The sequence below is a fragment of the Temperatibacter marinus genome, assembly GCF_031598375.1.
Lineage (GTDB): Bacteria > Pseudomonadota > Alphaproteobacteria > Sphingomonadales > Kordiimonadaceae > Temperatibacter > Temperatibacter marinus.
In genome coordinates, this window is sequence record NZ_CP123872.1 from 219,042 (window position 1) to 239,929 (window position 20,888).

General features: G+C 43.7%; 19 protein-coding genes. 8 read left to right on the forward strand and 11 right to left on the reverse strand.

Annotated elements, in window-relative coordinates; translation table 11 throughout:
- Positions 1–7: 7 nt before the first annotated feature.
- Positions 8–1,711: a GMC oxidoreductase gene (locus tag QGN29_RS01025; RefSeq protein ID WP_310798788.1), complete on the forward strand. Its 1,704-nt coding sequence runs from the start codon at positions 8–10 to the stop codon at positions 1,709–1,711.
- 62 nt (positions 1,712–1,773) lie between these two features.
- Here QGN29_RS01025 and QGN29_RS01030 read toward each other — a convergent pair whose 3' ends face one another.
- Both QGN29_RS01030 and QGN29_RS01035 read right to left on the reverse strand, forming a co-directional pair.
- Positions 1,774–2,532 (reverse strand): 3-keto-disaccharide hydrolase, encoded by a 759-nt coding sequence (locus QGN29_RS01030; protein WP_310798789.1) that lies wholly within the window; start codon positions 2,530–2,532, stop codon positions 1,774–1,776.
- An 11-nt stretch (positions 2,533–2,543) separates the two neighbouring features.
- Entirely contained in the window at positions 2,544–3,830 is a 1,287-nt protein-coding gene (locus QGN29_RS01035; protein ID WP_310798790.1) for an MFS transporter, read from the reverse strand.
- 225 nt (positions 3,831–4,055) lie between these two features.
- On the opposite strand from QGN29_RS01035, the gene QGN29_RS01040 reads away from it, so the two are divergent.
- Positions 4,056–4,835: a polysaccharide deacetylase family protein gene (locus tag QGN29_RS01040; RefSeq protein WP_310798791.1), complete on the forward strand. Its 780-nt coding sequence runs from the start codon at positions 4,056–4,058 to the stop codon at positions 4,833–4,835.
- A gap of 20 nt (positions 4,836–4,855) precedes the next feature.
- Here the strand turns inward: QGN29_RS01040 and QGN29_RS01045 are convergent, their stop codons facing one another.
- The 3 genes from QGN29_RS01045 to QGN29_RS01055 all read right to left on the reverse strand — a co-directional run bounded on the left by QGN29_RS01045 (position 4,856) and on the right by QGN29_RS01055 (position 6,983).
- A complete protein-coding gene (locus QGN29_RS01045) occupies positions 4,856–5,269 on the reverse strand; it encodes an acyl-CoA thioesterase (RefSeq protein WP_310798792.1) in 414 nt (137 codons plus the stop codon).
- Positions 5,266–6,183: a beta-keto acid cleavage family enzyme gene (locus QGN29_RS01050; RefSeq protein ID WP_310798793.1), complete on the reverse strand. Its 918-nt coding sequence runs from the start codon at positions 6,181–6,183 to the stop codon at positions 5,266–5,268. Before QGN29_RS01050 ends, QGN29_RS01045 begins: the two co-directional genes overlap by 4 nt.
- 356 nt (positions 6,184–6,539) lie before the next feature.
- Positions 6,540–6,983, reverse strand: a complete 444-nt coding sequence (locus QGN29_RS01055) for a glyoxalase superfamily protein (RefSeq protein ID WP_310798794.1) — start codon at positions 6,981–6,983, stop codon at positions 6,540–6,542.
- 339 nt (positions 6,984–7,322) lie between these two features.
- Here QGN29_RS01055 and QGN29_RS01060 point away from each other — a divergent pair, with 339 nt between their 5' ends.
- The gene (locus QGN29_RS01060) at positions 7,323–8,123 is read left to right on the forward strand and encodes a helix-turn-helix transcriptional regulator (protein WP_310798795.1); all 801 of its coding nucleotides are present in this window, start codon (positions 7,323–7,325) and stop codon (positions 8,121–8,123) included.
- On the opposite strand, the gene QGN29_RS01065 is transcribed toward QGN29_RS01060, so the two are convergent.
- On the reverse strand, positions 8,115–8,495 hold the full coding sequence (locus QGN29_RS01065; RefSeq protein ID WP_310798796.1) for a cupin domain-containing protein: 381 nt from the start codon (positions 8,493–8,495) through the stop codon (positions 8,115–8,117). The two genes, QGN29_RS01060 and QGN29_RS01065, sit on opposite strands and share 9 nt — an antisense overlap.
- A gap of 205 nt (positions 8,496–8,700) precedes the next feature.
- On the opposite strand from QGN29_RS01065, the gene QGN29_RS01070 reads away from it, so the two are divergent.
- Together QGN29_RS01070 and QGN29_RS01075 are read left to right on the forward strand one after the other, a co-directional pair.
- Complete coding sequence (locus QGN29_RS01070) at positions 8,701–9,495, forward strand: CPBP family intramembrane glutamic endopeptidase (protein ID WP_310798797.1); 795 nt, start codon at positions 8,701–8,703, stop codon at positions 9,493–9,495.
- Between the two features lie 171 nt (positions 9,496–9,666).
- Entirely contained in the window at positions 9,667–9,870 is a 204-nt protein-coding gene (locus QGN29_RS01075; protein WP_310798798.1) for a hypothetical protein, read from the forward strand.
- 23 nt (positions 9,871–9,893) lie between these two features.
- On the opposite strand, the gene QGN29_RS01080 is transcribed toward QGN29_RS01075, so the two are convergent.
- Entirely contained in the window at positions 9,894–11,432 is a 1,539-nt protein-coding gene (locus QGN29_RS01080) for a LytR/AlgR family response regulator transcription factor (RefSeq protein ID WP_310798799.1), read from the reverse strand.
- Positions 11,433–11,574: 142 nt separating this feature from the next.
- Between QGN29_RS01080 and QGN29_RS01085 the strand changes: the two genes are divergently transcribed.
- From QGN29_RS01085 to QGN29_RS01095, 3 genes are all read left to right on the forward strand, one after another.
- Positions 11,575–13,017, forward strand: coding sequence for an alpha/beta hydrolase (locus tag QGN29_RS01085; RefSeq protein WP_310798800.1), 1,443 nt, complete (start codon positions 11,575–11,577; stop codon positions 13,015–13,017).
- 766 nt (positions 13,018–13,783) lie between these two features.
- Positions 13,784–14,311, forward strand: a complete 528-nt coding sequence (locus tag QGN29_RS01090; protein ID WP_310798801.1) for a hypothetical protein — start codon at positions 13,784–13,786, stop codon at positions 14,309–14,311.
- Positions 14,312–14,347: 36 nt separating this feature from the next.
- Complete coding sequence (locus QGN29_RS01095; protein ID WP_310798802.1) at positions 14,348–16,459, forward strand: TonB-dependent receptor plug domain-containing protein; 2,112 nt, start codon at positions 14,348–14,350, stop codon at positions 16,457–16,459.
- A gap of 180 nt (positions 16,460–16,639) precedes the next feature.
- On the opposite strand, the gene QGN29_RS01100 is transcribed toward QGN29_RS01095, so the two are convergent.
- Genes QGN29_RS01100 through QGN29_RS01115 form a run of 4 tightly spaced genes read right to left on the reverse strand, consistent with a single transcriptional unit; the run spans position 16,640 to position 20,810 of the window.
- Positions 16,640–17,194, reverse strand: coding sequence for a PAS domain-containing protein (locus tag QGN29_RS01100; RefSeq protein WP_310798804.1), 555 nt, complete (start codon positions 17,192–17,194; stop codon positions 16,640–16,642).
- Entirely contained in the window at positions 17,194–17,856 is a 663-nt protein-coding gene (locus QGN29_RS01105) for a 2-hydroxychromene-2-carboxylate isomerase (protein WP_310798806.1), read from the reverse strand. Before QGN29_RS01105 ends, QGN29_RS01100 begins: the two co-directional genes overlap by 1 nt.
- Before the next feature lie 24 nt (positions 17,857–17,880).
- Positions 17,881–19,221, reverse strand: coding sequence for an MFS transporter (locus QGN29_RS01110; protein WP_310798807.1), 1,341 nt, complete (start codon positions 19,219–19,221; stop codon positions 17,881–17,883).
- A 23-nt stretch (positions 19,222–19,244) separates the two neighbouring features.
- Entirely contained in the window at positions 19,245–20,810 is a 1,566-nt protein-coding gene (locus QGN29_RS01115) for a long-chain-fatty-acid--CoA ligase (protein WP_310798808.1), read from the reverse strand.
- Positions 20,811–20,888 lie beyond the last annotated feature (78 nt).

Here is a 20,888-nt window from a genome sequence, read left to right on the forward strand (position 1 = left end):
AAATAACATGACAACAGAATTTGATGCAATTGTAGTAGGGTCTGGCATCTCCGGTGGTTGGGCCGCTAAAGAGTTGACAGAGAAAGGACTAAAAGTTCTTCTTCTTGACCGTGGCCGACATGTGAAACATAGCGAAGATTACCCCACTGAAGGTAAAGCGCCGTGGGAAATGCCCATGCGAGGACGGCTTTCTAAAGAAACTCTAGACAAAGACTATGAAATTCAGAAACAAACTTGGCTCAGCGAGGAAAACAAACATTTCTGGGTCAAGGATAGTGAGCATCCTTATGTGCAGGATAATGACAAGCGGTTTAACTGGCACCGCGGCTATCATCTTGGGGGGCGCTCATTAATCTGGGGAAAGCAGTGCTATCGTCTTTCCGATTTAGACTTTGAAGCCAACAAGAACGACGGACACGGAAGTGATTGGCCGATACGGTATAAAGACTTGTCTCCTTGGTATGATCATGTTGAACGCTTTGCCGGAATAAGTGGCTCAATGGAAGGATTGTCGCACTTACCAGACGGCGTTTTCCAGCCTCCGATGGACCTGAACTGTGCTGAAAAATTTGTTAAAGCTAACCTTGAAGAGGCTTATCCAGACCGAAAATTAATTATCGGCCGTGCCGCTCATCTGACGGAACCGACAGAAGAACAGATGGAACTGGGACGGGGACAATGTCAAAGTCGCAATCAGTGCGGACGTGGCTGTTCTTTTGGGGCCTATTTTTCTTCTCAATCTGCAACGCTGCCAGCGGCTCAACGTACGAACAATTTAACAATTGTTACGGATGCGATAGGACATAGCGTTATCTATGATCCTAAAACAAAAAAAGCATCTGGCGTGCGCGTGATTGACGCCAACACAAAGCAGGGCAGAGAGTATAGAGGCAAGCTTGTCTTCTTATGCGCTTCTGCTATTGGATCCACGCAAATCATGCTGAACTCTGTATCAGAAACCTTTCAAAATGGGATTGCGAATGGCAGTGGCGTGCTGGGTCATTATTTAATGGACCATGTTTTTCGGGCGGGTGCAGGGGGTCGTGTGCCTGGGTTTTTAGAAAAATATTATGTAGGGCGTCGTCCGAACGGAACCTATATTCCCCGCTTTAGAAATTTAGGATCAGATGACCAGTCAGATAAATTCCTAAGGGGTTATGGCTATCAAGGCGGTGCAGGCCGTGGTGGATGGTCTCGGGCTAATGACAGCACAGAAGTGGGCGTGGACCTTAAAAATAAACTGCAGCAACCAGGTGACTGGTGGTATGGCATGACCGGGTTTGGAGAAATGCTCCCAAGATATGAGAACCACATGCGGATTGATCGGAAAAACCTCGATCAGTGGGGCATGCCCATGGTGCATATTTCTTGTGAATTTAGCGAGAATGAACGCAATATGCTTGTTGATATGCGCGATGCCGGCATCGAAATGCTGAAAGCTGCAGGCCTTAAGGAAGTGCATGGCTGGATTGCAGATGACGTTGTTCCAGGACAGTGTATCCATGAAATGGGTACTGCGCGTATGGGGCATGATCCAAAAGACAGCATATTGAATGGCTTTAACCAAGCTCATGAGGTCTCTAATCTCTTTGTAACGGACGGGGCGAGTATGGCTTCTGCAGCCTGCCAAAATCCATCGCTCACCTATATGGCACTAACCGCCAGAGCCGCAGATTATGCAGTGACCCAATTGAAAGCAGGGAAGATTTAACTCTAAAAGACACATAATAAAAAAGGAGGCTTTTGCCTCCTTTTTTTTACTGTGAAACTCTGCTATTCGGCGAGGGGACGAACCCATATATTTCGATAACTCACCTTATTGCTGTGATCCTGCAGCATAAGAGAGGCAGCGCCGTGAGCCTTATAGAAGGGCGCCCCAATATAGACCGTCTCACCTTTTATTTCAGTGTGATTTTGAACCAGAACATTGTTATGCATCACTGTAACAAAGGCTGATGTTTTCAAAGACCCATCTTCATGAAACCGCGGAGCGGTATAGAAAATGTCATACACATTCCACTCTCCTGTTTTTGCGGTCGCATTCGCTAGAGGTATGGTTTGCTTATACACACTAGCCGCTTGACCATTTGAATAGGTACGGTTTTTATAGCTATTCAAAACTTGAACTTCATAGCGCTCTTGTAAAAAGACTCCACTATTGCCTTTATCTTGGCCCGTTCGATGATCTTCTCCCTCAGGGGATCGCCATTCGATATGAAGCTGTACGTCTTTGAACTTTAATTTTGTTTTGATGTCACCAGCCCCAGGACGAACAGTCATTACACCCTTCTCTATTGTCCAAGAAGCTGCGCTCCCGTCTGCTTTTGAAACCCATTGAGAGAGCGACTTGCCATCAAACAGAAGAATAGCGTCCGATGGGGGACTGCGATCAAGGGAACCCGACACTCGTTTTGGCTCCCCTTCCCAAACCTCAGTGTCTTCAGGTTTCATGTCTTGAGCACCATCCTCAAGCGCCACAGAAAGGGTTGCACTTAGACTGATTAATAACGTTCCAATAGTGAGTATTTTCATATTTTTACCTCTTAGTCCTCAGACTTTTTACGATCAAAATAGAAGATTAATCCAAAAACAGGCAAGAGCAAAAGCGGAACAATTGCAACAGACTGGAATGATTCCACTGAAGCAAATCGGATAACCGATTCAAGCTCTGCTCCTGAAAGGCCTGCTAATTTATCGATACCGCCAGCTGCTTCTGCTTTAGCGCTGTCAAAAATTGCCCCCATCTTTGGTAAGACGAACTGAATTGAAAGGCCGCCTGCAAAACCAGTGAGGCCAAGGGCCAAAGCCCCGCCTTTAGGAAAGCGTTCTGCCACAATCCCTAGCATTGTAGGCCACATGTAACACACACCAATTCCCCAGATAGTTGCAGCAGCAAAACCAGTGAAGGGCGTTGTCGCAATGGAGAGAAGATACAGACCAAGCCCTGCAAGAAGGCAACTTATAAACATAAGCCCAACAGACGATATTTTCTCGACCACTGGCCCTGCAAAATGTCGCATTACAAACATTAGCCCACTCACATAGACTAATAGTAGAATACCTTGCATACCGACGATATTGGAAAGTGTAATATTAACCCAAGAGCCGGGTGCAAGTTCTGCAGCAGCTGTTAAGAACATACAGGCCCAAAAGACCCAAAACAAAGGCCGCTTAAGCAATTCACTAAACATATCCCCATAACTCGCGCCAGAGGCGACGCGTTCTGTTACAGGAAAGGCTGATGTTGCAACCATCCATGCCAAAACAAGTGCCGGCATGACGAGAATGATCATGTTCAATTCCCATGGCAATTCAAAGTAGGAGATGGCAACACCGAGAAGTCCTCCAATGACAATCCCAGCAGGCCACCATGCATGGAGAATATTGAGACGATGGGTTTTCTCTTCAGGATAGAGAGCGGCAACCATCGGGTTAGAGGCAGCTTCAACCGCACCCCATCCAAGGCCCGTCAAGAGTAGACTAATTAAAACGACAGTATCTGCACCGCCGTCGTAAGGCATCATTGTCGCTGCAAACAATCCGACTGCACTAAGGATATAGGCGAGCGCAGACAAAAGAAGCATTCGTTTCATGCCAACCATGTCCACAAGGGCACTCCCTAACAATAAGGTTAAAGCAAAGCCTGTGAAGGTTGCGCCCATGGCGCTCCCTACGGCTGCAGCCGATGAAGCCAAATCAATCTTATCATAAATATCAGCCTGTAAATTCGGGGCAATATTAGCCCGAATTGCAAAGCCCAAGCCAATCATCAAGATTGATAAATTACCTACATAATATAATTTTTTTCTATTGATCACATCATCAGACATGTTGATCTCCCTCTTGCATGCGCCGTTTTAGACGCTTTGATCATAAGAAATGCCCAGACAGAAATGCTTCAGCCCTAGGATCTTCTCATCACATCAAGCAAAACGCTCCCCCGCTTGCTTTCCTTAGGATAAGAGCATATGTTTTTTAGAGATCTTGTCTAGTTCTAAAATTCTACGCCCTGTTTTGCCCCTCTGTTAGACGTATTCGAAGAAGAAAGCGACTTTATGGCTGATAAATATCCCCAACACCACACAATGCGGCAGAAAATAAAGCTGAAGATAAATACATGCATAAAGGCACGCATTTCAGCAAGCATTCTCTGCCTTGTGAGTGTTCTCTCCACTGTCAGCTATGCAGGTGATCCTTCTCTCCTTGAAAAAACAACAGACGATAAGGTCGTCTATCTCACATACGACGATGGACCTGAGAGTCTCTACACGCCTCATTTATTAGACGTCCTTAAAAAACACCAGGTCAAAGCAACCTTTTTTGTCACAGGGTTAAATGTTGAAACCTATCCCGATGTCGTCAAAAGAGCCTTTCAAGAAGGCCACATCATTGCCAATCATAGCTATGCACATAAATCTGCAAGGGATATGACAGGCGCTGAATTTAAACTGTCCATAGAGAAAACGGACAGTTTAATCCGTCACCTGACAGCTCAAAAGGATATTCTGTTTCGTGCCCCCTATCTTCATATTGCCGACTCGAATAAAAGCTATCTTTGCAAAAACAAGAGAAACAGCATGGATGCAACCATGGTTGGCAAGGACTGGGAAACCCAAGACCCTGATCAGATCATCGACAATCTCATGAAAGACCTTAAACCCGAGGCCGTTATTCTTTTACATGATGATGGCGGCGGCCCCAATGGCACCCGGATGGGAACTGTGGCTGCGACAGATAAATTAATCCCCCTTCTACGAGCAAAAGGGTATCGCTTTGGCACTGCTGAAACCATTACTCACTGGCAACTTAAAGCCTTGGACTGTCCCGAGAAATAGAAATTATATTTCGCGTAGACCTACTGATAGCCTTGTGCTTGGTTGCGCATCTCATCGGTTAGAGCGATCGCTTTTCTATTTTTAGTATCAAAGAACACACAAACACTCTCAAGAGTAGCGACTACAGCTTCAGTAGATTGGTTAATCATTTCATAACGCGTCGTTAACGATTTACCGCCTACTTTTATAAGTGAGGCTCTAATCTCTAGAAGGGTCCCTGCTGCTGCTTCGTCTTGATATTCGATTGTGTGCTTTACATCAACAAAACCAACCCCCTCTTTCTCGGCCTGTTCCCCATTCCAACTAAATAGTTTATTGAGCCAAAAATAAGATGCATCATCAAAGAAAGCCACATAGTGACGGGTTGTAAGATGTCCCATAACGTCACAGAGCCACGGATGAACTACTGCATTGAAAACAGGCGTTACCTTCATGCTGACTTCCTCAATTCTGTGGATTTATCAGCCCCACGCAAATCAAATGTATTTCTCGCCTCAGCAGCACTCTGTACACGAGCGCCCATATGCTCCAAAAGGCTATGAGCCTTTTCAACTAGCTGTGCATTGGACGCAAAAACGCCGCGCTCAAGGTATAAATTATCTTCAAGGCCAACTCTCACATTGCCGCCTAATAAAGCGGATTGGGCTACCATCGGCATTTCCATTGACCCAAGGGCAAAGGCTGACCAATTGCATCCAGAAGGCAGTTGATCGACCATGGTTTGGAAACTACGCGTATTTGCTTCCGCTGCCCATTTCACGCCTAAACATATCTGAAATAACGGTGGGCTATCAAGAAGTCCTCGGTCAAGCATATGCTTTGCGTAGGCAATATGGCCTAAGTCAAAAGTTTCAAGCTCAGGCTTCACACCAATTTCTTGTAATCTTTTAGCACCGATGTCTAACATATTCGGCGTAGAGACATAGACATAATCGCCTTCGGCATAATTGAACGAGCCACAATCTAGTGAACAAATCTCAGGCAAAAGGTCTTCCACATGTTCCATTCGGGCTAATTGACCTACAAGATCTGTATCCTCAGTGAATTTCAACGGGTCTTCTTCTGGACCTAAGTAGAGATCTCCGCCCATGCCAGTTGTTAAATTGATTATCACATCAGTATCGCTAGAGCGAATTCGATCCACAACTTCACGATAAAGCTCTAACTTTCTGCTTGCAGCCCCAGTTTCTGGGTCTCTTACATGGATATGAGCAATGGCCGCCCCCGCTTTTGCAGCTTCAATAGAGGCCTCTGCAATTTGCTTTGGTGTAATTGGTAGGTCTGGATGTTTTTCAGCGGTGTTTCCTGATCCTGTAACAGCACAACTAATAACGACATCTCTATTCATTGAAAACCTCTCCAGCGATATGGGAACGACAAGACGATATCTGAAAAAGACCCTGATGAATATCAGGCCCAGCAAGAAGCAGAAACAATAGAATGAAGATTGCAGATGCGATAAGCTAAGGTGAAAACTTTTAAAAGGATATCAGCGCTTAAATTTTCCTTCCCAGCCGGCTTATTTATTTAAGCAAGCGTCGTATCGCAATAATGATTAATAACACCTCTAGCATAACGAATGCTCTTAAAAAATCAAGGTTTCACAATGTAAATATCAAATTTCAGCCTCATCCCACAAAAAGACCAAAGACTTATGAGAAAGACGTGGGCAAGCCCACGCCCTTTTTTGCTGTCCTCACTCGGTCAAGCTTTAGGTGCTTCAACACGGCGGATGATTAGATGTGGTATTTTATCAGATGTATGCTCAATACCGACACCGTCCTTGGTCACAAGAGCTGTAACTCGCTGTCGATGAGAAGAGAAACTGTCAAACTGAACCACATCGACTGACTCATCGAATAGAAGAGTGATTTTATAGTGATTGTGGGCCATTTCATTCATAGCAATAATTGTCCCCGTAAAGGCTTGGCTTAAATAGTCCCCGGAGACACGAGACCCCTCAGAAAAGACAGGGCAGCTATCCTGCCTTTGACAAAAAGCAGATAAGCCATTCCAATCTTTATAGCCATTTTCGTGGGCAATGAGCTCAAGACATTGACTATGTGTAATGTCTGGATTTGTTATTATTAATTTTTGACGCAAGGCTTTTGCTTGCGCTTTGAAAGAGTGAAGAGTGTAAGTAGACATATTTTACCTCATGATGTCTCATGCAGGTTAAAAAACGGGGCTTGCATTCCGCTCACTGCATGGTCGTCATTCAGTAAACATTCAATTCAAGAAGATCTTCACCATAGCCTAAGCTTGCAAGCGGCAGGAGTCTTTTCCTATGGCCAAGCAGATACCCTTATTTTATGCACCTGTCAACTTTCTAAGGTGAACATAATTTCATCAAACCATTGACCTAACATTTGCTTCTAAAGATCATAATGAAACGTGGTTAGCAAAAACATACTATCGAATGCGTGTTGAATCGACTACACTAGATAAAGGCTTAAGAGGGCCGCAATCATAGGCGATAAAACAACCATGAAAAACACCGATTGGATCCATCTACACTCAGGAGATATTCCTAGAATGGAAGCTTGCTTTTCTGGTCAAGCCTATGCACCTCATCGTCATGATAATTATACGATTGCCTTGACAACTCACGGCGTGCAAAGTTTCAATTATCGACAGGAAAAAAGACACTCCATGGCCGGGGATGCCGTGATCCTCCATCCTGATGAAAAACATGACGGCATGGCTGGAACGGACACCTCTTTTGGATATAGAGCCCTTACGATAGACCCCGAAATGCTGCAAGATGCTCTAGATGGCCGCCCCTTACCCTTCATTCAAGAAGGCGTTGTCCGCAAGGGGGCAATCTTAGACATCACCCGTAACCTTTTAGGCGACCTAGAGCATGGCCTTTCTGTTCTAGAATTTGAAGGATTTGTATACGAGTTAGCGCAAGCCCTTGAGAAACAAGGGGATAAGAGCTCGCAAAAACATACGCCAAATATCCAAGCCCTAAAAATCATCAAAGACTATCTCGAAACGCACTTTTTAGAGGAGTTAACACTTGATCATATCGCTCAAGTCGCAGGCTATTCTAAATGGCATCTTGTGAGAGATTTTAAAACGCTCTTTGGCTCTAGTCCTTATCAATATATTGTTTATCTAAGATTATGCCTATCAAAAGAGCTTTTGCTCAAAGGTCAAAAGTTAGTCGATACTGCATTAGACTGTAAGTTTTCAGATCAAAGTCATTTTACAAAAAAATTCAAACAACGTTTTGGATTGACACCAAAACAATGGCTCACATTAATTCAACACCCTTCAGAGTAAAAGGTCTTCAACATTAGGGAAGTCATGCTTAGTAATCGGCGCAAGTGTTGCCCCTGTATGCTTAAAGTTTTTCGCTTCTATGAGAAGAACTAACGACAAATTAGGCGACGTTACTCTATGCTCAACACCGCGAGGGACTTTAAAGAGTTCTCCCTGATGAACAGCGACCTTTTTGTCACGAAAGTGAATGTAGATTTGGCCGCTGAAAACGATGAAAAGTTCATCCTCTGTATCATGACTGTGCCAAGGCACCTCTTGACCTTTTAGCTTAACAAGCATCACACGACTATCATTCACATCTGTCAAAATATGAGGGGCGTATAACTCTTTAATTAGGCTAAAACTCGCAGTTAAATTTTGGACAATATCCATAAGGCTCACTTTCATATATCGGTAAAGGAACTCTATCGACTATCTTGATATAGGTTTAGAACTAAATTGCTAACCCTCAAGATGCCATAATGACTGTTAGCAATTCCTTACTATTCTCGCCCCAATAAACCTTCTAATGTCGGCCAGAAATGAAGACATACACATCTATAAAAATCAGACAGCTCTTCAAAAAGGGAATAGTATCATGGTCACTTTCAAACAATGGGTTACGCGAAACCCTTTTCTAACGAGCAGCCTCTTAACCCTCGCTTCGGTCTTTCTTCTTTTCTTGGTAAAATTTGCCCTGCCTCAGGAGGGAACTTTATTTAATTGGCCTAGGCTTATTGTGTTGAATAGCATCTCTGTGGCTGTGGTCTACCTGCTCGCCCGGTTCGATTGGCTCCATGTATCCGGCTTAATGGAGCCCGTGAATAAATGGCACCCTCGGTGGCTTCTTCTCCCCCTACCCCTTCTTGCACTGGCACTATTAAGCCTAACAAGCGCCCAACTATCCCTTGCGGACTATAGTCCCATCAGGATAACAGCATGGCTGCTATCAAATTTCTCTACGGGCTTTTTTGAAGAAGTCTTACTCAGAGGCTTTGCTTTTCTTCTTCTCTGGAAAGCCTGGGGTCAGACTAAGAAAGGAATCTACAAGGCCGCTTTTGTACAAGCCCTTGTTTTTGGCCTAGCACATCTTGGTAATTTATATGACATGCCGGTCATAGATGTGATGGCCCAAGTGGTCTTTTCTACCTTAATTGGTTTTGGCTTTGCTGGATTAACATATCTGACCCGCTCACTTTGGCCTGCGATCATCATCCATATGCTTATAAATTGCGCTGGAACATTCAATGACTTTTTCCTTTCTAGACCACCTGAGCCTTTCAGCCCGGGGATCGCAGGCTATGCGGTTATCATTGTTTTGTTTATTCTTTTTGCTGCCCTTCCTGGTGTTGTCTATTTGAAAAGAGCCAAGATCCGAGTGAGTGGATCATGACCAGATTATCCCGACAACGCCCAAGGTAGCGATTGAGTAGTCCTATGAGAATTTAAACTATATCATATATATTTCAATATGTTATCAGGATCATATTGTTATATCTCCCCTGAAGTGTAAGATAAAGCCACTGTACACGACTAACTTTAGAAAAACTCAAAGGATAAAATCATGACCGATGAAAAACCAGTGTCAGAGGAAACTCCAAAGACGGAAAAAGAAGAAATCAACGTTAAATATATTGGACTAGGCCTTGTTGCGGGGGTCGTCTTTGGCAGCCTGCAAGGAAATGTTGGTTTGTGGATTGCGATCGGAATAAGTATCGGCGCAGCTCTCGCAGTAACTTACAAAAAAAAGTCGAGTAGTGAAGACTAGATGTGGGGAACCAAATCTAAGATTTAGTCTTTTATAAGTTCTTTTCGCACATTAGGCATGATCCGCCGGCTAACCGGCACCTTTGTTTTATCTTTAAGGGTCAAAACACCTGAGCCCGACGGATCGCGGATCAATTTATCGATAGCGTGTCTGTTAACGATCCAAGAGCGGTGCACTCTAATAAACAAGCTCCCTAACTCTTCGTGTAGGCCCGATATTGATTTTGATGCTAAAACGGTAGGCGCCCCTGACCGATATATTTCGGTATAATCGCTGGCTGCTTTACAGTGATTGATATGGGAAACTTGGATGATCACCACTTTCCCTTCTTGTGGGATTTGAATGTGAGCCGGTGCCTGCTGCTCTCTTTCTTCTTCAAGGGCCTGTTGTAAGTCAACAGCGCGTTGCTTATCTTCTTGGATCTGACGTTTTAATCGCTGTATTTTTTTTGTCTCTAAAACGAATAAAATCAAAATCAACGCCGAGACCAAATAAAAATAATAGATATCCAAAATTTTATAGGGCATCCCCAACACTGCGACAGCGAACAAGCAAAGCCCCCCCGCCATAATGCGTGCTGAAGCGTGTTGTCGAACTACCGGCATGCAAAAAAGCACGCCTAAACCACAAGCCGTTACAAAAACCATGAACGATTTATTATCAAAACCAGGCACAAAACCTATTGGCACTAAGAGAATAAAGAATGAGACTAAAGAAAAGAGTTTAATGCGCGCTGGCCAATATTCTTTTATCACATAGGAGATCAGGCTGAAGGCTGCAGCAAACCCGAAAAGTTGCACCAAAATTAGCCGCAAATCATGGTATATCCAGTCGTAATTTAAAATGCCCCGCGAAACTTCTGCAACCAAATGCCCCAATGCAAAAAGAGCAACAAGCGGTATAAATATTGATTTGGGCACGCCTTTTTCCGTCGCAGTTATCAGGCCAAAAAAGAGAACGCCTACCAATAAAACGCCGAGCGGAAGTAAAGCTGCTAAATGCCTACGCAGAAGAAAGTCAGAGGGATCACGCAAGCTACCAATGGCAATAAATTGAAGAGGTCGTTTCAATTCAAGAAGAGTTGCATGCGCTGATAAATCCATGATCAGCCTATTCTTCCCGGCTTTTAACCATTCATTTTTCAAATAAAATACTGCATCAATTTTTCCGGGCACTTCTCCCTGTGGGGTCGAAGATGGTCTGCCCGATTGTCCAACCAATTGATCTTCTATATAAAAACGCCCACTGGCTTTTCCTGAAAAAAACAATCCTATTGGCTCGACTCGATCAAGAAACTCTCGAGGAATGTTGATTGTGGTTTGCACCCATATACGTCGATTTTGAGGATTAATTTCTCCCCCAAAGACTTGACGACAGGTTGTTGAATTGAAATCGACTGCCTGAGCTGCCTCACCGCTGCCCTTACAGACCGTGACATCTTGATAGTCAATGAAATAGAGCGCGTCATTATAGCTCTGTCCTTCTACTTGAGCCAGCAAACCTTCACAGATCATCCCCAAAGAACTCAGCAGCGCAGCCATATATAGTATAAATCTAATCATGGAAATAAACCTAGCATTTTCAAAGTCTTCAAACAACTACCGTTCACCGGACAAAGCCTACCGCTTACAGAATACGGAGGGATTCAATCAACGTGTTATGCGATTAAGAGGTGATCTTGACGACAGACATAGGAGATAAAAAATGAAAACCATCATGCTAACCATCAGTTTGAGTTTGGGGCTTCAGCTAACTGCGATAGCGGAAGAAACCGTACCGAGTGAAACCGCGTTCGACTTTATCGCATCAGATGGCACCACGGCCCCTGCTTTTAAAGGTGAAATCTGGGTACCAGAGAATAGAACCGTGCCCAACAGCACTAAAATTCCTGTAAGATATATTCGATTTCCAGCCACTGGAGACACGAAAGGAAGTCCAATATTTTACTTAGCCGGGGGTCCAGGAGGATCCGGGATTCGCACAGTAAAACACCGCAGAACCAAAATGTTTATGGCCCTAAGAGCCTATGGGGATGTTATTGCAATCGATCAACGCGGTGCAGGGCGCTCTAAAGTGCATTCAGAATGCCAATCATCTATTACACTCCCCATTGATAAACGCCTTTCTGATCATGACTTCATTGGGTTCCATCAAAATGCCCTGAGGGAATGCATCGCACAGTGGCAAGATAAGAAAATTGATATCGCTGGATATAATACAATAGAAAATGCTGATGATTTAAACGATTTGAGGCGTCACTTTGGCGCGAAAAAAATGATCCTATGGGGCACATCTTATGGCAGTCACTTAGCCTTCGCTGCGCTAAAAAAATATGATGATGTTATAGAAAAAGTGATATTGTCTAGCGCCGAAGGACCAGATCAAACAGTGAAACGTCCGGCCGCAACCAATGCATGGTTTGATCGTCTTCAGACGGCAATTAATAGCCAGCCTGCAAGTAAAAAACTCTGGCCTGATGTGAAAGGACTTGTCACTCGGGTGCACCAAAAATTAGAAACCAATCCGTTGAACTTGACTTTGAAAATGAGGGATGGTTCTAAGTTCGACTATCTCTTTCAAAAAAGAGACATACAACAAATTGCCTCCTTTTTCATTTCCGATCCAACTTGGACAAGAAATTTGCTTGGCCTTTATTCAGACCTTGATCAAGGAAATGGGGAGAAAAGTGGTGAAATCATTGCTCGATTTTTTAATCCTGGGCGCCCGCTTAAGTTGGACTTAATGTCTACAATGATGGATATAGCCTCTGGCATTTCAATAGAGAGAAAGGCACGCATCAAAAAAGAACTCGAAACAGCCATTCTTGGCAGTTGGATGAATTTTTCGTGGCATTACGATGCTCTTTATCCTGAGTATGACCTTGGAAAACAGTTTAGAATGCCAACACAATCACGAACGCCTCTCCTATTGTTTAGCGGGACTTTAGATGGCAGAACTTATTTACAGCAACAACAGTCTACACTTGCTGAGATGCCCAACGCTGTCTCCATTATTGTAGAGAATGCAGGCCATAATCTTTTCATGTCTTCTCCGGAAATTCAAAAGACAATCAATTTGTTTTTGGAGAATAAACCAATAAAGAAAAAGACTATAACGATACCTTTGGTGTCCTTAACCTCACCGTAAGTAAAGTGATCACACTTTCAGACGATCATGCAAGACTAAAGCAGTCTTGCATGACTTTCCTCTCTAGCATGCAAATACTTTATTCGCCCCCCTCTACTTGCCCAGTACACCAGCCAAATGCATCAACAGTGTATCAGCCCACAGTGCATGAATAGTGCATCAACAGTGCGCCGGCGCACTGCCATTGATCTACTCTCTTTTCTCAGATGGAATTCACCTCCTTCTCGATATGCCCTTGAGGCCGTTTTTCAGACACCGGGCATTAAACTCTAAAACAATGTTCACTATTCTTCCTCTCTGTCTTATTTTTTATTCCATTATTTCCCCATGCTTTAGTTCTTCATCTTTCTCTTTTCAAAATGAGAAACATCGGAGGAGTTCACATTTTCTGTAACCTTTTGTTAAGGATCTTATGGTTAATTGAAATAGTTAAGACTACTGATCTGGGGGTTGGTATTAGAAAACTGTGTAATGAACACAGTTTGGATAGGTAAAGAATACCATTTTGAGCCACGTGCTCAGAATGACATAACTCCGTGTTATGTTATGAGCTGTACACCCCTGAGAGTCGTATAACCAGCGAACAGGACAGATAAAAATATGAGAAAGCAAGTCTTTTCTCAAGCATTGATATCTTACGTACAGACTTTGAAACATGCATAAAGTTACACTGAACTTAAAAACTCTTATGAGTTTAATATATTATTCGTCGTGGTTAACAAATAGCCCCGCCAATAAAAAATGACAGAAACAAAAGGAAAGAGATATGCGAAATCTTCTAATGCTAAGCTTAGTTGTCCCTATATTAGCAACGCTCAGTTTTAATGCCGCTTATGCAGAACTATCGGAAAAGCATGTACAGGTTGCTCTTAGATCAATTAAATTTATCACACCTAAAATTGGCTCTGGCGCTTCTGTTGCTGTTGTATACGCGGACGGCGATGCCGCTTCAAAGGCTACTGCCGAAAGCATAGCAGCCTTTATCAATTCTGGAAAAGCGGTCAGGAAAATTAAACTAAACGCAAAAGCTGTTTCTTCTTCTGGAGATTTATCAGGTACGCGCATCACCCTTTTCACAGATGGGGCAATGGCACAAGTTGATAGTGTTTCAGCTGCAGCTAAATCAAATAATTCTATTGGCGTTGCTTCTGACACGGCCTGCACACAAAGTGGTAAGTGTGTCTTAAGCATCCAAACAAAACCAAAAGTTCAAATCTTTCTTAATGCCGCAGCAGCAGGTGAAACAGGTGTAAGTTTTTCTAACGCCTTCATGATGCTCGTGAAGAAGCATTAATTTAATACTATTTTATCGGTTACAAAGGACAATATGATGACAATCCTAAAGAAAAAAATGCTTATCTCTAGCGCAAGCGCTGTGGCAATTTGCATAGCTACAGCAGCTCCTGCAGCAGCTCAAGACATAGACTATGGAACACTTGAAGAAATGTTTGGTCAGGCAGTGACCTTAGGGGCCACTGGCACACCTAAACTGGCTTCAGATGTGCCCGTAAACATGACAATCATCTCCGCTGAAGAAATTCGCCGCAGTGGTGCGCGCGATGTGCCGACAGTGCTGCGTCGTTATGCTGGCATTGATGTCCAAATGCTTGGGCCAACAGGCTCGATGGTCTCCATCCGCGGCAGAAACAATGATGGAATGCGCCTCCGTGTTTTAATTAATGGTCGCGACACATTCCGTCCTTATGAAGGCTCTACTCTTTGGTCATCTCTTCCTGTCTCAATGGAAGAAATTCGTCAAATTGAAGTAGGTCGAGGACCTTCTACATCACTCTACGGTGCGAATGCGGTGGCTGGCGTAATTAATATCATTACCTTTAGCCCCTTGCATGATAGCAAGAATGTTGCCACTGCACGTATCGGCGATAAAGGCGTGAAAGAGCTTTCAGCAGTAAGTACGATAAGTCTTGGTGATATGGGCGGCATCCGCTTATCAGGAGGCTATGCAGAATTGGATCGTTTTAATGGTCCTCTGAATGCATCAGAACAGCTGACCCGTCCTGAGACATTTGAGAACAAGCGGTTTTCTGGAGATGCCCTCTTTAACGTGACAGATACACTTAAAGTTGGTTTCGAAGCCACTTACTATGAAGGTGATGTCCTTGCTCAAACACCGCAAGGAGGATCTGTCGATGGATCAACAGAAGACAGTTCCTTCAAGCTTTATATGGCATTAGATAGTGACTTTGGTCGCTGGACATCAAGTGCTTTTAAAAACAGCAACACGGAAACTCGCGATTCTGTGATTGATATTGGTACAGGTCCTTTCGTCTTCTCTCAAGAGATCGAGGCCGAAACAAAATATTTTGATATCACGAATAGCCAATCGGTTGGCTCCAATACGACCCTGCGCTTCTCGGTAGGATACCGCGAAGATTCTGTAACACAGTTTGGCGGTAGTGCCATTGATAGGACTGGTGAGGTGGGTTATAAAACCACTTTTGCTTCAGCTCTAGCAGAACATGCTCTGTCTGATGCTACGACGATCACAGGCTCTCTCCGATACGACAGCCTTGATAGTTATAGCACTGCCAATAATTTTGCACTCACAAATTTCACGAATAGTGATTTTGGGACACTCAATGAAATTAGTGTCAATATTGGTGTGACCCACAAATTCTCTGAAACAGACACTGTGAAACTTATGTATGCTCGTGGATTTCAGTCCCCCAACTTATTTGAGCTTGGCGGTCAGGTGATTGACGTGGGGAATAGTGGTGTCTTTACAGGCATTGGGGCCCTAGGCGGACAACCTAATCTGAACTCTACAATTGATACGCAGTATGAAATTCAATATCTAAAATCTTTAGAGTCGCTGAATGGTAAGTTGAATGTTTCAGTCTTCTTGCGGGATGAAAAGGATCTAATTGGTGCTGCAATCACTGGAGAACTTTACTCGACGAATGAGCCAACTGTGCCTTTTTACGCCGGCACAACAAATGTTGGTGACGCAGAGACTTGGGGCCTAGAGATTGACCTTTCTGGAGAGACTGACAACGGCATCAGATGGGCGGCACGCTATGGCTATGCCAGCACAAGTGAAGATCTTGAGCAAACAGGCTTGGTTCTTTCTTCCCTCTATCCCTTTGTACCTCTTGGCTATGAGGATCGCAGCTCCAAGCATATTCTCACAGGCTTGATTGGCTATGAGAAAGACGCGTTCACAATTGATGCGATTGTCCAGTATAAGTCTGGCTTCACTTCGATTAAGGACTTTATCAACTTGCCTGCTTTTGGCCTTGACCCTTATGGATCAGTTGACGGTTTCTGGACAGCCAATTTGTCTGCGCGCTACCAGATCAATGAGAGTGTAAGCGTCTTTGCTTCAGGCGAGAACCTGCTGGAAAAAAGACATAACCAATCTGTAAATTCCACCATGATTGCAGAGCGTCGTGTCTGGGCAGGATTGACCATCGACTTTTAAGCCTTAGCGCACACAAAATAATGAAAGCCAGTTCTTTTGAGCTGGCTTTTTTTTATTAAGCCCCTAACCACTCTTTCAGAAAATATAGGGGGTGCTCATACAAAACCAACTCTTTGGGCTGGCTGAGAAAGGTAAAGCCTTCAAATGAGCGCAGGGCTAATTTTGAACAGAAGGGCCTATTTATAACTCCGCCACATACACAAGCGAAGGTTTATAAAATCCAATTCTAGAGTCAGCTTTTATAAGCACATCATAACGTGAGGCTCTTTCGATCATATGTCCAATCGTGTATTTTCTATCCTCTCGAGGCCCTTTTATGGGCAACATAAGTGTTTCAACATCTACAACTTTTCCATCAGGATAGTGAAGATAATATCGAACGAGGGCAGCACAGGCATTATCGTGAATTAGTTTTTGCACTTTCTCCACAAGGTCCATGACATCTACTGCATATTTTTCATATGGGTCTTCGTGGACCAGATCAATCTCAAGAACAGAATTTAAGTCCGATCCACTTAATCTGAAATTTACTCGTCCAGAGGGCAAATATTCGCAGACGCGAATTTTAGGGACTTCTTCACCAAGGTCTCTGAGGCCAATTTTTCTTCTCTCAGGCCAGTCTAAATTTTCATCAGAATATAGTTTAGTCCAGACATCCAGTAGCTTTTGATGCGACTTCATAAGCCTCTTATCGCCGAGAGAAAACCTTCCATCAATTTCAACAACCTGCTTCATTAAAGGGTTTCTTCCTCTGTCTCTGTGCGGAGAGAGTCCTTTTCAAGTTGAAAGCAGAGGCTATCAAGACGGTCCTGACCGAAAAATGGCTCCCCTTTATAGACAAATGTTGGGACGCCGCTATGGCCGCAAGCGTTGTGATCCTGATGATTATGAGATAATTCTGCCTCGTATAAAGATGTCTCTTTGACCGCCTTTTCCATAGCATAATAATCCAAACCGCTTTTAACTGTAGCAAGGGCCAACTTCCCTCCCTGATGCCAATCCTTAGTCCCCCCCCATATGAGAGACGACACTTCTTTTGCAAATTCAAGGCCTTTTCTTTGACGATTTGCTTCAATCCCTAGATAGATAAGGGTGTAGATATAGGGTTGCTCAGTCGCGATCTCAAAAGTTTCCATATTTTGGACAACAGGGTCAGGTGATGGCCATGCGTGTGGCATGTTCAATAACTCTGCTCGGCGTGTCCAATCCATAAGAATATAGTCAACCTTCTCACGATTAGCTGCTTTGAAAAAAGCTGGGTTTCTTAGCGCTTGAGGCAACACGGGGCGAAAATTAATATCCACATTATATCTGTTCTGAATTTCAATCGCACCTGGAACCGCTAGATAACTATAGGGGCTTCGAAATGAAAAATAAAAATCTATTACCTCAGGCATCCTATTCTCCTCTTAATGCTCAGATCACATATTCTTGGCGGCTAGGTCAGAAAAATCCTTCCGGCCATAAGCAAGAATGAATGCCGCTATAGGGCTAATAACCAAGGCGAGCAAAGCCATTGACTTTCCTATGGCCATATCGTCTTGAAAGAGGCCATCTGTGAACAACCCTATCAGTACTGGACCTAAGCCATATCCAAGAAGGTTTGCTGCTAAGACGGCAACAGCAGCGACCTGCCCCCTTAGGTGACTTGGGGTGATAATCTGTAGCCCGGCATAACAAACACCAATAGGCAAATTCAAGAATATGACTTGTGCACTAAGCATGAACCACATCAGCGAAATATTATCGGTCAGCGGAAAAATAAGTGACGGGATAAAGCTAAACAATAAAGCCAATAAAATGACAAGGATCGGCGCGTCCTTCCGACCACGTTTCCATAATTTATCAGAGGCCCATCCCCCAAGAAATAAACCCAATACGCCACCAACCAAGGTAATCCCCCCAAAGGTTTTACCGACTGTGCCAGGATCAATCTCATGAATTCTTCCCATAAATATCGCCAGAAACACGATCACGCCAAAACTAATTGCTAGCATCAATGAGGTGCCAATGATGATGGCATTATATGCCTTTGGTGCCTTTTTATACTGCTGTATCAAATCAGAAAAATTTAGTGTCTTCTTTGCTTTTTCTTGGACAGCGCCCTTTCGTAAAGGCTCTCTCAGTGCTGCCACCAAAAATGCGAGGAGGATCCCCGGCACCCCAACCATAAAGAATGCTTTTTGCCAGGCCTCTGCAACACTGAAACCCATAAAAGAAATCTCAGGCAGAGTATGTGCTAGATCGATAACATGCCCTCCTAAGATAAAAGCAAGGCCAGACCCTACAGGCAAACCCATTGAATAAACTGAGAGGGCCATGGATAATCTTTCACGTGGAAAGCTATCTGCTATCAAACTATTCGCTGCAGGTGCAAGCGTCGCTTCACCAACTCCCACGCCTATTCGGAATAAAAACAACTGCAAAAAGCTTTTAGAAAAAGCTGTTAAAGCTGTCATAATACTCCAGACGAACAATCCAAAAGCAATCAACCATTTCCGACTTTTTGTGTCAGCTATTTTTGCGAAAAACAACCCGAACGCCGCATAGAATAAAGCAAATGCATAGCCTGTAACCAATCCGAACTGGGTATCAGAAATAGCGAATGTCTGTTTTACTTCATTTCCAAGCAACCCAAGAATTTGGCGGTCTATGAAAGAAAATGTATACACTACCAACAATAGCGCAACAGTATACCAAGCATATGAAGCTTTCGGATAGCCGGAGGATAAATTATCAGATTTCTTTGGTTCCATTGTCATAAACTTCGCGTCCTTATGGCTTGTTAATTCACCATTTTCTCGTGATTTTTCCAATATGGCTCTCTGATTGTCACCTTTAAGACCTTGCCAGCAGAGGAGAGAGGAAATGCTTCTGTTCTATACTCAATAGACTTGGGGCATTTATATCCAGCAATTTTCTCTTTACAGAATTCTTGAAGCTCTTTTTCATCTACTTTTTGATCAGGAGACAGAATAACGATAGCATGCACTTGTTCACCCCATTGTTCATTGGGTATGCCGATCACAACAACATCATTCACTGCTGGATGAAGGGATAGGATACTTTCAACCTCAGAAGAAAATACATTCTCTCCGCCAGTAATGATCATATCTTTCACACGGTCCACTAAGAAAAGATATCCGCCCTCATCTAGATAGCCAGCATCGCCTGTTTTAACATACCCATCTATCAAAGTTTCTTGTGTGATTTCCGGCTTATTCAAATAGCCTAACATGACGTTGGGCCCTGAAACTTCCACTTCTCCCACTTGTCCTACATGAGCCAATTGACCGTTCTCTAGCCGAATGCGCACATTGGTACAAAACGTTGCCCGTCCTGCAGACCGCATACGTGGGTTTCCAATCTCATGATCTGACGGCATTGAGACTGTCGCGATAGGAGAAAGTTCCGTTTGCCCATAAGCCTGATATAGCTTGGTGTGCGGAAGACCTTCTATGGTCTTTAGGGCCACACTTTCTTGCATGGGCGATGCACCATAAATAAGCTTTTTTAAACTGCTCAAGTCGGCTTGATGAAAATCAGTATGCTCAATCATCATTTTAATCATCGTTGGCACTAAAATCGTGAATGTAACATTAGAATTCTGGATAGTATTTAAGACGGCAGCTGGGGTAAACGAGGGCACGAAGGTTTGAGCCGCACCAACAATTGTCGCCGCCATGCCAACGCCGCAGTCCGCCACATGAAACATCGGCGCTGCGTGCATAAAAATATCTGTGCTTTCAAGCTTTAGGTCCATGGCGATTGACATGCTACTGACAAAAAATCCATTATGAGACTGCATTACACCTTTAGGAAGCCCCGTCGTTCCTCCCGTATACATGATGTAAGCGACATCCTCTCCTCCTGTAGGGGTAGAGGGAATTGCCTCAAATTCTGACCATAATTTGATATAGGGCACAGCCCATTCTGGACACTCTTTTTGACCTATATGAATAAAATTTTTAATGTGTGGGCATTTATCTTTAAGAGCCCCAGCAATTTCAATAAAGGCATCATCAAAAACAAGTACTGTCGCATCACTATCTTCAAGTGCATACATATTCTCACTCAAAGACCACCGTATATTTAGCGGGACACAAATTGCCCCTAGCCAAGCTGGAATATACAGAAATTCAAAATAACAATCTGAATTCAACCCAAGGAGAGCTATTTTATCATTCTTTTGTACGCCCATGCGTCCCAGGCCTGCTGCTGCAGACGCGATACGGTCCTGAGTCTGTTGCCATGTTCTAGTTTCATGTTCACAGATTATTGCAGGTGAGTGCCCAAATGTTTGTGCATTTCTCTCAATAATGCGGCTAAGGCCAGTATATGTACTGTTCACTTTAAATATCCTATTGTCAGAACTTTTTTATGAATTGCACAACAAACTCTCAAAACTGAACAGAGATGTTGGTGATGG

What these genes read in the sequence shown, in the direction of transcription:
- QGN29_RS01025 (WP_310798788.1), top strand. Translation starts at nt 8, where the DNA reads ATGACAACAGAATTTGATGCAATTGTAGTAGGGTCTGGCATCTCCGGT.
- QGN29_RS01030 (WP_310798789.1), bottom strand. Translation starts at nt 2,532, where the DNA reads ATGAAAATACTCACTATTGGAACGTTATTAATCAGTCTAAGTGCAACC.
- QGN29_RS01035 (WP_310798790.1), bottom strand. Translation starts at nt 3,830, where the DNA reads ATGTCTGATGATGTGATCAATAGAAAAAAATTATATTATGTAGGTAAT.
- QGN29_RS01040 (WP_310798791.1), top strand. Translation starts at nt 4,056, where the DNA reads ATGGCTGATAAATATCCCCAACACCACACAATGCGGCAGAAAATAAAG.
- QGN29_RS01045 (WP_310798792.1), bottom strand. Translation starts at nt 5,269, where the DNA reads ATGAAGGTAACGCCTGTTTTCAATGCAGTAGTTCATCCGTGGCTCTGT.
- QGN29_RS01050 (WP_310798793.1), bottom strand. Translation starts at nt 6,183, where the DNA reads ATGAATAGAGATGTCGTTATTAGTTGTGCTGTTACAGGATCAGGAAAC.
- QGN29_RS01055 (WP_310798794.1), bottom strand. Translation starts at nt 6,983, where the DNA reads ATGTCTACTTACACTCTTCACTCTTTCAAAGCGCAAGCAAAAGCCTTG.
- QGN29_RS01060 (WP_310798795.1), top strand. Translation starts at nt 7,323, where the DNA reads ATGAAAAACACCGATTGGATCCATCTACACTCAGGAGATATTCCTAGA.
- QGN29_RS01065 (WP_310798796.1), bottom strand. Translation starts at nt 8,495, where the DNA reads ATGGATATTGTCCAAAATTTAACTGCGAGTTTTAGCCTAATTAAAGAG.
- QGN29_RS01070 (WP_310798797.1), top strand. Translation starts at nt 8,701, where the DNA reads ATGGTCACTTTCAAACAATGGGTTACGCGAAACCCTTTTCTAACGAGC.
- QGN29_RS01075 (WP_310798798.1), top strand. Translation starts at nt 9,667, where the DNA reads ATGACCGATGAAAAACCAGTGTCAGAGGAAACTCCAAAGACGGAAAAA.
- QGN29_RS01080 (WP_310798799.1), bottom strand. Translation starts at nt 11,432, where the DNA reads ATGATTAGATTTATACTATATATGGCTGCGCTGCTGAGTTCTTTGGGG.
- QGN29_RS01085 (WP_310798800.1), top strand. Translation starts at nt 11,575, where the DNA reads ATGAAAACCATCATGCTAACCATCAGTTTGAGTTTGGGGCTTCAGCTA.
- QGN29_RS01090 (WP_310798801.1), top strand. Translation starts at nt 13,784, where the DNA reads ATGCGAAATCTTCTAATGCTAAGCTTAGTTGTCCCTATATTAGCAACG.
- QGN29_RS01095 (WP_310798802.1), top strand. Translation starts at nt 14,348, where the DNA reads ATGACAATCCTAAAGAAAAAAATGCTTATCTCTAGCGCAAGCGCTGTG.
- QGN29_RS01100 (WP_310798804.1), bottom strand. Translation starts at nt 17,194, where the DNA reads ATGAAGCAGGTTGTTGAAATTGATGGAAGGTTTTCTCTCGGCGATAAG.
- QGN29_RS01105 (WP_310798806.1), bottom strand. Translation starts at nt 17,856, where the DNA reads ATGCCTGAGGTAATAGATTTTTATTTTTCATTTCGAAGCCCCTATAGT.
- QGN29_RS01110 (WP_310798807.1), bottom strand. Translation starts at nt 19,221, where the DNA reads ATGACAATGGAACCAAAGAAATCTGATAATTTATCCTCCGGCTATCCG.